Source organism: Gemmobacter aquarius (assembly GCF_003060865.1).
Taxonomy (GTDB): Bacteria; Pseudomonadota; Alphaproteobacteria; order Rhodobacterales; family Rhodobacteraceae; genus Paragemmobacter; species Paragemmobacter aquarius.
Window position 1 is genome coordinate 157,063 of record NZ_CP028918.1, and the last position, 14,206, is coordinate 171,268.

General features: G+C 64.6%; 7 protein-coding genes and 2 pseudogenes. 8 read left to right on the plus strand and 1 reads right to left on the minus strand.

Annotated features, from left to right (window positions below; translation table 11 throughout):
• Positions 1-22 precede the first annotated feature (22 nt).
• Positions 23-730, plus strand: coding sequence for a hypothetical protein (locus HYN69_RS00725; protein WP_159082315.1), 708 nt, complete (start codon positions 23-25; stop codon positions 728-730).
• On the opposite strand, the gene dnaE is transcribed toward HYN69_RS00725, so the two are convergent.
• Positions 727-4,158, minus strand: coding sequence for a DNA polymerase III subunit alpha (gene dnaE / locus HYN69_RS00730; RefSeq protein ID WP_108434052.1), 3,432 nt, complete (start codon positions 4,156-4,158; stop codon positions 727-729). The two genes, HYN69_RS00725 and dnaE, sit on opposite strands and share 4 nt — an antisense overlap.
• 235 nt (positions 4,159-4,393) lie before the next feature.
• On the opposite strand from dnaE, the pseudogene xdhA reads away from it, so the two are divergent.
• From xdhA to HYN69_RS00765, 7 genes and pseudogenes are all read left to right on the plus strand, one after another.
• Positions 4,394-5,805: pseudogene (gene xdhA, locus HYN69_RS00735) on the plus strand (xanthine dehydrogenase small subunit).
• Positions 5,802-8,231, plus strand: coding sequence for a xanthine dehydrogenase molybdopterin binding subunit (xdhB, locus tag HYN69_RS00740; protein ID WP_108434053.1), 2,430 nt, complete (start codon positions 5,802-5,804; stop codon positions 8,229-8,231). Before xdhA ends, xdhB begins: the two are co-directional and overlap by 4 nt.
• A gap of 50 nt (positions 8,232-8,281) precedes the next feature.
• Positions 8,282-9,229, plus strand: a complete 948-nt coding sequence (gene xdhC, locus HYN69_RS00745; protein WP_108434054.1) for a xanthine dehydrogenase accessory protein XdhC — start codon at positions 8,282-8,284, stop codon at positions 9,227-9,229.
• Complete coding sequence (locus tag HYN69_RS00750) at positions 9,226-10,764, plus strand: ABC transporter ATP-binding protein (RefSeq protein ID WP_108434055.1); 1,539 nt, start codon at positions 9,226-9,228, stop codon at positions 10,762-10,764. Before xdhC ends, HYN69_RS00750 begins: the two co-directional genes overlap by 4 nt.
• 99 nt (positions 10,765-10,863) lie before the next feature.
• Positions 10,864-11,984, plus strand: a pseudogene (locus tag HYN69_RS00755) (ABC transporter permease).
• A complete protein-coding gene (locus HYN69_RS00760; protein ID WP_174213643.1) occupies positions 11,981-12,913 on the plus strand; it encodes an ABC transporter permease in 933 nt (310 codons plus the stop codon). The pseudogene HYN69_RS00755 and the gene HYN69_RS00760 overlap by 4 nt, the downstream one beginning before the upstream one ends.
• Positions 12,914-12,990: 77 nt before the next feature.
• Positions 12,991-14,094 carry a BMP family ABC transporter substrate-binding protein gene (locus HYN69_RS00765; protein ID WP_108434057.1) on the plus strand — a complete coding sequence of 368 codons (1,104 nt, stop codon included), beginning with the start codon at positions 12,991-12,993 and terminating at the stop codon, positions 14,092-14,094.
• Positions 14,095-14,206 lie beyond the last annotated feature (112 nt).

Below are 14,206 nucleotides of genomic sequence, written 5' to 3' on the forward strand. Positions count from 1 at the left end.
TTTTGGCTGAAGGTGCGTGCAGGTGTCACATGCGGTTCGAAGTGGTGCGCTGGAGTTTGTGGCATTTGCCGCTTTGGCCTTGGCCTTCGGCATTGCCCGTATCGCCATAGGGGATGCGTGGCACGACGACCTGTCCCTGATCGCCCTGCAACTGACCGTGGCCGCCGCATACATCCTGTCGGTTCATGTGGCCAGCACACCGCAAACCCGTCTTGCCGCGGTCAATGACGCGGTGGCGATGGCGCTTTTCATCTATGCGCTGCACGTCATTTCCGCGATCGGGGATGCGGGCTTTGACGCGGCGCTGACGGCCCCACTCTCTCAAACCTATCTGCCCGTGCTTCTGGCGGCGCTTGTCGTCGTGCCGCTTTTCCGAACCTCGCTGCCGCTGGTCATCGCCGGTGAGGTCGCACGCCTTGCGAGAGAACTCGGCGCCAAGCTGGCCTTTGCCGTCCTGATAACCCTTGTGTTCCGCTTGGGGGTCACGGACCCGTCCCTTGCCCATCTTCGTGCCTTTGCCGCCGCGACCGTCTTCTTCTTTCTCTACCGCAGCTTAAGCGCCCGTGTTCCGGTCATCGGCCGGATCAGGGCAGACCAGATCGCGCCCGTCCTGCTGGTTGCCGTCTGCCTTTTCAGTCCGAACCGAGAGGACTGGCAGATCGAACTTGGCATGCTTGCGGCCATGGGCCTTTTGGCGCTGATCCACCGCCTGTGGCCGGTGCCGCGCTAAAGCTCTTCCACCAGCACCACGCCTGCCATTGCCTTGATCGCCCCCTTGATCTGCGGCGTGATGGGGTAGGGCTGCGGCAAGGTCAGGTCGATCTCGCGGCCCTGATCGTCGGGCACGCAGATGGTGATCTGCGCCTTGTTGCGCCCCTCGACACGGGCGAACAAAGCCGCGACCGAAGCCGCCGCTTCCGCCTTGTTCAGATGGATACGCAAGGCCGACGCCCCGCCTTCCGCCGCCACCTGGTCAATCGGCTGCGCGCCACGGCAGAGCAGCTTCAGCGTATCCCCCTCAAGGTTCGCCTCGACCGTCAGCACCACGTTCTTGCCCGGTTCCAGATGCTCGCGCGCCGCTTCCAGCGTGTCGGAAAACACCGTCACCTCGTACAGCCCCGTCGGGTCTGACAGTTGCACGAATGCAAAGCGGTTGCCCTTGGCCGATTTCCTCTCCTGCCGCGACGACACCGAACCCGCCAGCTTGGCCACCAGCGGCCCCCGCTCGGCCTTGGCGGTCAATTCCGTCAGCGTCATCACATTGCGCCGTTTGAGCGGGGCCATGTAATCATCCAAGGGATGCCCCGACAGGTAGAAGCCCACCGCCTGATGCTCATGCCCCAGCCGTTCCACCGGCAACCAGTCGTCGCGGCTGGCAATCCGCGGCTCGGGAATATCCGTTCCGGCCTCGCCGAACAGCGACACCTGATTTGACGCCTTGGCCTCGTGCACCGCCGCCGAATAGGCGACCAGCCCGTCCAGCCCCTCGAACACCCGCGCGCGGTTGGGGTCGAGCATATCAAAGGCCCCAGCCCGCGCCAGCATCTCCAGCGGGCGCTTGCCCACGCGCTTCAAATCCACCCGCCGCGCCAGATCGAACAGCGTGGCAAAGGTCTTCCCCCCCCGCGCTTCCACGATCAGCTTCATCGCCTCGACGCCCACGTTCTTCAACGCGCCAAGCGCGTAAACGACCTGCCCGTCCACCACCGTAAACGTCGCCAGCGACCGGTTGACGCAAGGCGCCACCGTCTTGATCCCCAGCTTGTCGACCTCGCGCTTATAGACGGCCAGCTTGTCGGTCAGGTGGATATCGCAGTTCATCACGGCGGCCATGAACTCGACCGGATAGTTCGCCTTGAGGTAAGCCGTCTGGTAAGAAACCACGGCGTAAGCGGCAGCGTGCGACTTGTTGAACCCGTAATTGGCGAATTTCTCCAGCAGATCGAAGACCTCGCCCGCCTTCTTGGCGTCGATCCCGTGCGTAACCTTGGCCCCTTCGATGAACTTGGGCCGTTCCTTCGCCATTTCCTCGGCGATCTTCTTACCCATCGCACGCCGCAAAAGGTCGGCCCCGCCAAGCGAATACCCGCCCATGACCTGCGCGATCTGCATCACCTGTTCCTGATAGACGATGATCCCCTGCGTCTCGGCCAGAATATGGTCGATGGTCGGATGGATCGACTCCAACTCGCGCAGCCCGTTCTTGACCTCGCAATAGACCGGAATGTTCTCCATCGGGCCGGGACGGTACAGCGCCACCAGCGCCACGATATCCTCGATACAGGTGGGCTTCATGCGCCGCAGCGCATCCATCATGCCGCTGGATTCCACCTGAAACACCGCAACCGTCTTGGCGGCTGCGTAAAGCTCGTAGGTCGGCTTGTCGTCCAGGGGGATCAGGCTGATATCCAGCGTAACCCCGCGCAACGCCAGCAGGTCCAGCGCGTTCTGGATCACGGTCAGCGTCTTCAACCCCAGAAAGTCGAACTTGACCAAGCCGGCCGCTTCGACCCATTTCATGTTGAACTGCGTGGCAGGCATGTCCGACGCAGGGTCTTGGTACAGCGGCACCAATTCATCCAGCGGGCGGTCCCCTATCACCACACCTGCGGCATGGGTCGATGCGTTGCGGTAAAGCCCCTCGATCTGCTCGGCATAGCCCAGCATCCGGCCCACCACCTCTTCCTTCGCCGCCTCGCGCAGGCGCGGCTCGTCGGCCAAGGCCTTGGTGATCGAAACCGGCTTCACGCCTTCCAGCGGGATCATCTTCGACAGGCGGTCCACCTGCCCAAAGGGCATCTGCAAGACCCGTCCCACATCGCGCACGGCGGCCTTGGACAGCAGCGCGCCGAATGTGATGATCTGCCCCACCTTGTCGCGCCCGTAGCGGTCTTGCACATACTGGATCACCTCCTCGCGGCGATCCATGCAAAAGTCGATGTCGAAGTCGGGCATCGAAACCCGCTCGGGGTTCAAAAACCGCTCGAACAGCAGCGCGTAACGCAGCGGGTCAAGATCGGTGATGGTCAGGGCATAGGCAACCAGCGACCCCGCCCCTGACCCCCGCCCCGGTCCGACCGGAATCCCGTGGTCCTTGGCCCATTTGATGAAATCCGACACGATCAGGAAATAGCCGGGAAACCCCATCTTCTCGATGATGCCCAGCTCGAAATCCAAACGAGCCTGATAGTCCTCGACCGTCACCGCATGGGGAATGATGGCCAACCGCGCCGCCAACCCCGCATTGGCCTGACGGCGCAATTCCTGCACCTCGTCATCCGCGAACTTAGGCAAGATCGGCTTGCGCTTGTAGGCGGCAAAGGCACAGCGCCGCGCGATCTCGACCGAGTTTTCCAAAGCCTCGGGCAGGTCCGCGAACAGCGCGCACATTTCGGCTTCGGTCTTGAAATAGTGCTGCGGCGTCAGGCGGCGGCGCGGCTGGCTCTGGTCGACATAGGCCTTTTCGGCAATGCAGATCAGCGCGTCATGCGCCTCGAACATGCCCGCTTTCGGGAAATAGACGTCATTGGTCGCCACCAGCGGCAGGCGCATTTCGTAAGCCATCTCGACGAATCCGCGCTCGGTTGCTGCCTCGGCTTCGGTCAACCGCCCGCCCTCGCCGGGGTGACGCTGCAATTCGACGTAAAGCCGGTCGCCGTAAATCGCGGCCAACCGCTCCATCAGCGCCCGCGCCTTGGCGGCTTGCCCGCCCTGCAACAGCTTGCCCACCGGCCCCTCGGCCCCGCCGGTCAGGCAGATCAGCCCTGCGGAATACCGCTCCAACTCGTCCAGCGTGACCTGATTAAGCTGCCCGCCCTTGTCGATATAAAGGCAGGAATTCAGCTTCATCAGGTTCATATACCCTGCATCGTCCTGCGCCAGCAGAACGACAGGCGCAGGCAACCGCAGCTTTTCCCCCTGCGCGGCAGGGTCATAGGCCACCGAGACCTGACAGCCCACGATGGGCTGCACCCCCGCATCCTTGGCCGTGACCGAAAACTCCAGCGCCGCGAACATGTTGTTCGTGTCGGTCACCGCGACCGCAGGCATCTTCGCCTCGGCCACCAGCTTGACCAGCTTCTTGACCGGAACCGCGCCTTCCAGCAGCGAATGTTCCGTGTGCACCCGCAGGTGGATGAATCGGGGCGTGTTTGTCATGCCCCCAACCTAGCGCCGCGCGGCAGGACTGGAAAGCCCGCCACTTCTTTCGGCAAAAGACGAAACTGCTTCCAGTAAAACCCGAAAGGAATGTCTTGCCATGTGGCGTCCCTGCTTGCTTCACTGCTAGGATAACAACAGGCCCGAAACGGGCATGGGGCGCGTGGCCCGCTTTACGCCGCATCGGGCGGCCACGCATGACGCCTCGAACGGGGAGAAGGCGGCGGGTTAAAACATGTCCGAGATCGCGTTTCTCCTCAACGGAACGCCGGTCCACCTTGAGGGGGTCACCCCGACACGGACCCTTCTCGATTGGCTGCGCGAAGACGCCGCGCTGTCCGGCACCAAGGAAGGCTGCAACGAAGGCGACTGCGGCGCCTGCACCGTCATGGTGACAGACGCCAACGGTAGCAGGGCGTTGAACGCCTGTATCCTGTTCCTGCCGCAACTCCACGGCAAGGCCGTCCGCACCGTCGAAGGCATCGCAGGCCCCAAGGGTGCGCTTCACCCCGTGCAGGCCGAAATGATCACCCACCACGGCGCGCAATGCGGCTTTTGCACGCCGGGTTTCATCGTCTCGATGGCGGTCAACCACACCAACGCCCGCACCGACCATGACGACACGCTGGCGGGAAACCTGTGCCGCTGCACCGGCTACGCCCCGATCATCCGCGCCGCCCGCGCCGCCGAAGCCGCCCCCGTGCCCGACTGGATGGCCGCCGACAGTCACGCACTTGGCCAGATCGCCGTTCCGGGGGGCCGGGGGGGCAAATTGCCCCCCCGGCCCCCCCCGCCGCCTTCCGCCCGACCAGCAGCGACGAACTGGCCGACTGGTATCTGGCCAACCCTGACGCGACCCTGATCGCTGGCGCCACCGATGTCGGCCTCTGGGTCACCAAACAACTCCGCACCCTCGCCCCCGTGGCCTTTCTGAATGGCGTCACCGACCTGCAACAGATCGAACGCCAAGGCGGCATGTTCCACATCGGCGCGGGCGTCACCATCTCCGCCCTGCGCGATTTCATCGCCCCCTTTCACCCCTCGTTTGCCGAACTGCTGCGCCGCTACGCTTCCGAGCAGATCCGCAACGCCGCGACCATCGGTGGCAACATCGCCAACGGCTCGCCCATCGGCGACGGCCCGCCCGCGCTGATCGCGCTGGGGGCCACGCTGCACCTGCGCCGCGGCGACGACCTTCGCTCCATTCCGCTCGAAAAGTTCTTCCTCGACTACCGCAAGCAAGACCGCAAACCCGGCGAATTCGTCGCGGGCATCTCCATTCCCGAATCCGCGCCCGCCCTGCGCTGCTACAAGATATCCAAACGCTTCGATCAGGACATCTCGGCTGTCTGCGCCTGTTTCGATGTGACCACCCAAAACGGCACGATCACCGCCGCTCGCTTCGCCTTTGGCGGCATGGCAGGCATCCCCAAACGCGCCAGCCATGCCGAAGCCGCCCTGATCGGCCAGCCGTTCACCGAAACCGCCATCATCGCTGCCCAAGCGGCGATCCCGTCCGATTTCACCCCGCTTTCGGACATGCGCGCCAGCGCCGCCTACCGCTTGCAAACCGCGCAGAACCTGCTGATGCGCTACCTGCACGACCTGAACGGAACCCCCGTGTCCGTGCTGGGGGTGACAGCATGAGCATCGGCAAATCGCTTCCCCATGATGCCGCCCCCCTGCATGTAACCGGCCAAGCCCGCTACATCGACGACATCCCTTTGCCGTCCGATGCGCTGCACCTCGCCTTCGGCCTGTCGACCGTGGCGCATGGCGATATCACCGATATCGACCTGACGGCCGTCCGCGCCGCCGAAGGCGTGGTCGCCGTCATGACTGCCGCCGATTTCACCGAGGTCCCCGATTGCTCGCCCAGCTTGGGCGACGAGCCGCTGCTTGCCACCGGCACGGTGCATTTCGTCGGCCAACCCGTCTTCCTCGTCATCGCCACCAGCCACCTCGCCGCGCGCAAGGCCGCCCGTCTGGGCAAGATCACCTACCGCGAACGCCCCGCGCTCCTGACCGTCGATGACGCCCTCGCCGCCAACAGCCGTTTCGAGAACGGGCCCGTCATCTGGACCAAAGGCGACCCCGTCCGCGCCATCGACAGCGCCCCCCACAGCGTAGACGGCAGCTTCGAGGTCGGCGGACAGGAACATTTCTACCTCGAAGGTCAGGTCGCAGCCTGCCTGCCGCAGGAAGGGGGCGATATGGTCGTCCTCTCCTCCACCCAGCACCCGACCGAAATCCAGCACAAGGTCGCCCACGCCCTGCACCTCCCGATGAGCGGCGTGCGCGTCGAGGTCCGCCGCATGGGCGGCGGCTTCGGCGGCAAGGAAAGCCAAGGCAACTGGCTCGCCGTGGCCTGCGCCGTGGCCGCCCGCGCCACGGGCAAGCCCTGCAAGATGCGCTACGACCGCGACGACGACATGGTCATCACCGGCAAGCGCCATGACCTGCGTATCCTCTACCGCGCGGGCTTTGACGACACGGGCAAGCTGACGGGGGTCGAGTTCACCCACCTGTTCCGCTGCGGCTGGTCGATGGACCTGTCGCTGCCGGTGGCCGACCGCGCCATGCTGCATGCCGACAACTGCTATCTGCTGCCCGCCGTTCGGATCGAAAGCCACCGGCTGAAGACCAACACCACCAGCGCCACCGCCTTTCGCGGCTTTGGCGGCCCGCAGGGCATGATCGGCATCGAACGGGTGATGGACCACGTCGCCCACGCGCTACGGCTTGACCCGCTGGCCGTGCGGCGCGCGAATTTCTACCGCGCGATGTCCGAAACAGCGGGAGGGCCGTCTGCCCCCCCGCACCCCCCCGAGAGTATTTCGGCAAAGGTGAAAGTGGAACCGGAAGCCGACCTCACCTCGCGCGGCCGCGCGGCATCGGTCGGCTCGCACGCCCTGCCGCCCGATGGCGCGGTGCAGACCACCCCCTTCCAGATGCCGGTCGAGGATTTCATCGGCCACGAGTTGACCGCTGAACTGGAACACACCTCCGATTACCAGTCCCGCCGCGCCGCAATTGCCGCGTGGAACGCGAAAAGCCCGATCCTGAAGCGCGGCATCGCGCTGACGCCGGTGAAATTCGGCATCTCCTTCACGCTGACCCACCTCAATCAGGCGGGGGCCTTGGTGCATGTGTATCAGGACGGGTCGGTGGTGCTGAACCACGGCGGCACCGAAATGGGGCAGGGCCTGTTCCAGAAGGTGGCGCAGGTGACCGCTTCGGTCTTCGGACTTGACGCAAGCGCCGTGAAGATCACCGCCACAGACACCGCAAAGGTGCCGAACACCTCTGCCACCGCCGCCTCCAGCGGGTCGGACCTCAACGGCATGGCCGCACAGGCGGCAGCCACCACGATCCGCGACCGCATGGCCGCCTTTATCGCGGAAAAGCATCAGGTCGCCCCCGAAACCGTGCGCTTCAAGGATGGCATGGTCCGCGTCGCGGGCGAGGAATACGATTTCCCCCGCGTCGCCGCATGGGCCTATCAGGCCCGCGTGTCGCTTTCGTCGACCGGCTTTTACGCCACGCCCAAGATCACATGGGATCGCTTGCGCGGGCAGGGGCGACCCTTCCTTTACTTCGCCTATGGCGCCGCTGTGACCGAAGTGGTGATCGACACGCTGACAGGTGAAAACCGCATCCTGCGCGCTGACCTGCTGCATGACACGGGTGCGAGCCTGAACCCCGCGCTCGACATCGGCCAGATCGAAGGCGCTTACGTTCAGGGCGCAGGCTGGCTGACCACCGAAGAACTGGTCTGGGATGCCAAGGGTCGCCTGACCACCCACGCCCCCAGCACCTACAAGATCCCCGCCTGTTCCGACCGTCCGCCCGTGTTCAACGTCTCGCTCTGGGGCAAGGGCAACCGCGAAGACACGGTGGGCAAATCAAAAGCCGTGGGCGAGCCGCCCTTCATGCTGGGCATCTCCGCGCTTTACGCCCTGTCCGATGCCGTGGCCGCTTGCGGCGACGGGTCGGTCTACCCTGCGCTCGACGCACCCGCCACGGCGGAACGCGTCCTTGCCGCCGTGGGCAGGGTGCGAAACCATGGGTAGGCCGGGCCAGAATTTTCGCAGAAAATTCGTCCCCGCCAAAGGGGGTGCCGATGTTTGACCTCGCCGCCCTGCGTGCCGCCGTTGCGCGACATCACCGCGTGGCCCGCCTTGTCATCGCGGCGCATGACGGATCGTCGCCCCGCGAAACGGGGGCCTCCATGCTTGTCTGGCAGGGTGGCCAAAGCGGCACCGTCGGCGGCGGTGCGCTGGAACACGAAGCGACGCTCCGCGCCCGCGCCATGCTGGCAGCAGGTGGTGCAAGGATCGACCGCACCCCCCTTGGCCCCGCGCTGGGCCAATGCTGCGGCGGTGCCGTGACCCTGCTGACCGAGGTTTACGACGAAGCCAATCTTCCCACCCCCGAAGCGGGCCTGATTGCCCGCCCCGTCGCCCCCTCTGGCTATGGCCGCCCCCGCCCCCTTGCCGTGCAGCGCCTGATCGACCGCGCCCGCGCCCAAGGCGTGGCGCCTGTGCCCACGCTTATGCAAGGCTGGTTCGTCGAACCGCTCGCCCGCCCCATCCGCACGCTCTGGATCTGGGGCGCAGGCCATGTCGGCCGCGCTTTGGTCCATACGCTTTCCCCGCTGCCCGACCTTGCCATCACATGGGTCGACATCGCCCCCGACCGCTTCCCCGAAATCCTGCCCGACACCGTCACGCAACTGACCGCAGCGAACCCCGCCGATCTGGTCGCCCATGCCCCGCAAGATGCCGAGCACCTGATCCTCACCTATTCCCACGCGCTCGACCTCGATCTGTGCCACCGCCTGCTTGCCCATGGCTTCGCCCGCGCAGGGCTGATCGGATCGCACACAAAATGGGCACGCTTCCGGTCGCGCCTTGCCGCCTTGGGCCATTCGCCCGGCCACATCGCAAGGATAGATTGCCCCATCGGCGATCCCTCCCTAGGAAAGCATCCTCAGGCCATCGCCATCGGCGTGGCCGCCAGCTTTCTGCACGACCATAAAAACGCGTCACGACAGGAGAACGCGGTATGACAGGGGAAACCGGCCGGAGCGAGCTTCTCGCCATCTCCGGCGTGACCAAGGCCTATCCCGGCGTGGTCGCAAACAGCGACGTGTCCTTTTCCATCGGACAGGGCGAAATCCACGCGCTTCTGGGCGAAAACGGCGCGGGCAAGTCGACGCTGGTCAAGATGATCTACGGCCTCGTCAAGCCCGACAGCGGCACGATGCGCTTTCGCGGGCAACCCTATGCCCCCGCCGAACCCCGCGCTGCCCGCGCCACGGGTGTGGCCATGGTGTTCCAGCATTTTTCTCTGTTCGAGGCGCTGAACGTTGCCGAAAACGTGGCGCTGGGCATGGAAAACCCGCCCAAGATGGGCGAACTGTCTGCCCGTATCCGCAAGGTCAGCGAAGAATACGGCCTGCCCCTGGACCCCGACCGCATGGTGGGCGACCTGTCCGCAGGCGAACGCCAAAGGGTCGAGATCATCCGCTGCCTGCTGCAAGACCCCAAGCTCTTGATCATGGACGAACCGACCAGCGTTCTGACCCCGCAAGAGGTCGAGATCCTGTTCAAAACCCTGCGCCAGCTTTCCGCCGAAGGCACCGCGATCCTTTACATCAGCCACAAGCTGGAAGAAATCCGCACGCTGTGTGACGAGGCGACGATCCTGCGCCGTGGCAAGGTGGTCGCCACCTGCACCCCGCGCGACCGTTCCGCCCGCGAGATGGCCGAACTGATGGTCGGCGCCACGCTGACCCCGCCCGAACGCAACGCGAAAGCCAAGGGCGCGGTGGCGCTGCAAGTCACCGGCCTGTCGGTCGCCTCGCCCATCCCCTTTGGCACCTCGCTGAAAAACATCGGCTTTTCGGTCGCACGCGGCGAAGTCCTCGGCATCGCTGGCGTCGCGGGCAACGGGCAGGATGAACTGCTGCTGGCACTGTCGGGCGAGCTTCGCACCGATCCGGGCGCGGTGCGGATCGACGGGGCCGATATGGGTGCCAAAGGCCCCAACGACCGCCGCCGCGCCGGACTCGTAGCCGCACCCGAAGAACGCTTGGGCCATGCCGCAGCACCCGACATGAGCCTTGTCGAAAACGCGCTGCTGTCAGGCGCGACCCGTCAGGGTCTTGTCACCAACGGCTTCATCGACTGGCCCAAGACCACCGCCTTTGCCGACAGCATCGTGCAGGCCTTCGACGTCCGCACCCCCGGCACCCATGTCGCCGCCCGTGCGCTGTCCGGCGGCAACCTGCAAAAATTCGTCGTGGGGCGAGAGCTTAGCCAAGCCCCTTCGGTCATCGTCATCAACCAGCCGACTTGGGGCGTCGACGCCGCCGCCGCCGCTGCGATCCGCCAAGCGATCCTCGACCGCGCATCGGACGGGGCCGCCGTTGTGGTGATCTCCCAAGACCTCGACGAACTTTTGGAAATCGCCGACAACTTCGCCGCCCTGAACGAAGGCCGCCTGACCGCCCCGCGCCCCGTGGCAGGGCTTACGGTCGACGAGATCGGTCTGATGATGGGCGGCGCGCATGGCATGGAGATGGCGCATCATGGCCAGTGAGCGGCCGCCCTTCCCGAATCCCGGAGAGGGCCGTCTGCCCTCCCCGGACCCCTCCCGAGGATATTTGAAGGCAGAAAATGACATGTGCGAGGGGACGATATGTTGAGGCTTGAAAAGCGACCGTCCCCCAGCCGCTTCTGGCAGGTGGCAACGCCCGTCTTTGCCGTCATCCTGACCATCGTGGCGGGCATCCTGATGTTCGCGCTGCTCGATCAGGATGCCACCCATACCGCCACCGACAACCTGCTTTACGGAATCGAGGCGATCCGCACCATCTTTTGGGATCCGCTGTTCAACCCGCAATACGCCGCCTATTCGCGCCCGCAATTGCTGGTCAAGGCCGGACCCCTGATCCTGATCGCCATCGGCCTTTCCTTGGGCTTTCGCGCGGGCATCTGGAACATCGGGGCCGAGGGGCAATACATCATGGGCGCGATCTTCGGCGCGGCGGTGGGGCTTGCGCTTTACCCGGTCGAGACGCGCTGGGTGTTTCCGCTGATGATCCTTGCAGGCATCTTCGGCGGCTGGCTCTGGGCGATGATCCCCGCCATCCTGAAGACGCGGTTCCGCACCAACGAAATCCTCGTCTCGCTGCTTCTGGTATATGTCGCGCAGAACATCCTTGCGTCGATGTCGCTCGGCCTGCTGCGCAACCCCGAAGGCGGCGGCTTTCCGGGCAGCCGCAACCTGAGCCAGATCCCCGCGATGCAGAACGTCGAGCTGATCCACGGCACCGGCCTGCACTGGGGCATCGTGGCGGCCATCATCGTCACCATCGCGGCCTACATTCTGCTGCAACGCCACATACTCGGCTTCCAGATCAGGCTGGCAGGCCAGGCCCCCCGCGCCGCCCGATTTGCCGGAGTGTCCCCCGAACGGCTGACGCTTCTGTGCATGGGCATATCGGGCGGTCTCGCCGGAATGGCGGGGTTGTTCGAGGTGACAGGCCCCGCAGGCCAGATCAGCATCGATTTCAACACCGGCTACGGCTTTACCGCGATCATCGTGGCCTTCCTTGGCCGGTTGAACCCGCTTGGCATCCTGCTTGCGGGCCTCCTCATGGCGTTGACCTATATCGGGGGGAACTGGCCAGCTTCATCCTTGGCCTGCCATCGGCCGCGATACAGGCGTTTCAGGGCATGCTTCTGTTCTTCCTGCTGGCCGTCGACCTTTTGACCAACTTCCGCATCCGCTTCGGCAGCAAAAGGGAGGCCATCTGATGCTTGGTGGAATCAATCCGGCCATCCTGATCGCCTCGCTCATGGTGGCATCCGTCCCGATCATCCTTGCCGCGATCGGTGAATTGGTGGTGGAAAAGGCGGGCGTGCTGAACCTTGGCGTCGAGGGGATGATGATCATCGGCGCGATCTGCGGCTTCGTCACCGCCGTCGGAACGGGCAACCCCTACCTTGGCTTTATCGGCGGCGCAGTCGGTGGCGCGGCCTTGTCACTGGTGTTCGGCATCCTGACGCAGGTTCTTTTGTCCAATCAGGTCGCCACGGGCCTTGCGCTCACGCTCTTCGGGCTGGGTCTTTCGTCGCTGATCGGGCAGGGCTACAACGGCATCAAACCACCTGCCACCGGTCAGGTGCCATTTGGTCCCCTTGCCGATATTCCGGTCGTGGGCACCATCCTGTTCAACCATGACTGGATGGTTTACTTTTCCATCGCCATCATCGCCGCCGTCTGGGCCGTGCTGAAATACACCCGCACGGGGCTGATTCTGCGCGCCGTGGGCGAAAGCCACGACGCAGCACACGCGCTGGGCTATAAGGTGGTGCGGATCCGCCTGCTCGCCATCATGTTCGGTGGCGCGATGGCGGGCCTCGGCGGGGCCTACATCAGCCTTGTCCGCGTCCCGCAATGGACCGACGGCATCACTGCAGGCGCTGGCTGGATTGCGCTTGCTATCGTGGTCTTTGCCAGCTGGCGGCCGTGGCGTGTCCTGCTTGGTGCCTATCTTTTCGGCGGTATCACCGTGCTTCAGCTTAATCTGCAGGCAGCCGGAGCGGCTATACCTGTGCAATACTTGTCCATGTCGCCCTATCTGATAACCATCCTCGTGTTGGTGATCATGTCATCGGGCAAGGGCAGGGCGTCGCTCAACGCGCCGGCAGCCCTTGGGCAGAACTTTCACGCCTCGCGCTAGGGGGCGTAAGACAACGGGGCAATAATGCCCGAAGCAAATGACAACAGGGCGGACCGCCCGAAGCAGGGGAAAGAAAAATGCAAAGAAGAACCATTCTCAAGGGCGGCGCGGCGCTGGGCTTCGCCACCATGATGGGCGGCAAGATGGCCCTCGCGCAGGGACTGGAAAAGGTCAAGGCCGGCTTCATCTACGTCGGCCCGATCGGTGACGGCGGCTGGACCTTCCAGCATCACCAGGGCGCCTTGGCCGTGCAGGCCGAATACGGCGACAAGGTCGAAATCGTCTGGCAGGAAAACGTGCCCGAAGGCGCCGATGCCGAACGCGCGCTGACGCAGATGGCCCTTTCGGGCTGCAACATCATCTTCACCACCTCTTTCGGCTACATGGACCCGACCAATGCGGTCGCCGCCAAATTCCCCGATGTGAAGTTCGAGCACGCCACCGGCTACAAGCGCGACAGCGCCAACGTCTCGACCTATAACGCCCGCTTCTACGAAGGTCGCGCCATCCAGGGCCATATCGCCGGCAAGATGACCAAGACCAACAAGATCGGCTACATCGGTTCGTTCCCGATCCCAGAAGTCATCATGGGCATCAACAGCTACTTCCTGCACGCCCGCAAGGTGAACCCGGATGTCGAACTGTCGGTCGTCTGGGCCTTCACCTGGTTCGACCCCGCGAAAGAGGCCGACGCCGCCAAGGCGCTGATCGACCAGGACGTCGACGTGATCGCATCGCACACCGATTCGACCGCACCGCTCGCCGAAGCCGCCAAGACCGGTGGCAAGGTCATCGGCTTCGGTCAGGCTTCGGACATGGCGATCCCCGAATACATGCCGACGCCGCGCGTCTCGTCGATCATCGACAACTGGGCGCCCTATTACATCAAGCGCGTCGGCGCCTTGCTTGACGGCACCTACGCACAGGTCGACGTCTGGGAAGGCATCTCGGGCGGCGAAGTCCAGATCGGCGAAATCACCGAAGCTGTTCCGGCCGATGTGAAAGCCGAAGCCGAAGCCCTGCGTGACGCCATCGGCGCGGGCACCTACCACCCCTTCACCGGCCCGATCAACAAGCAGGACGGCTCGGCTTGGCTGGCCGAAGGCGTCACCGCACCCGATGGCGACCTTCTGGGCATGAACTTCTACGTCGAAGGCATCACCGGCGACATCCCGTCCTGATCGCCGACGGCAGTCACAGGAAAGGCCCGCCCCCGTGGCGGGCCTTTTCGTTTTTGTCGCAGCGTGGCACGCCCCGTCGCACACGGTCTTTCCCTCCGCCCGCAGCCATGCC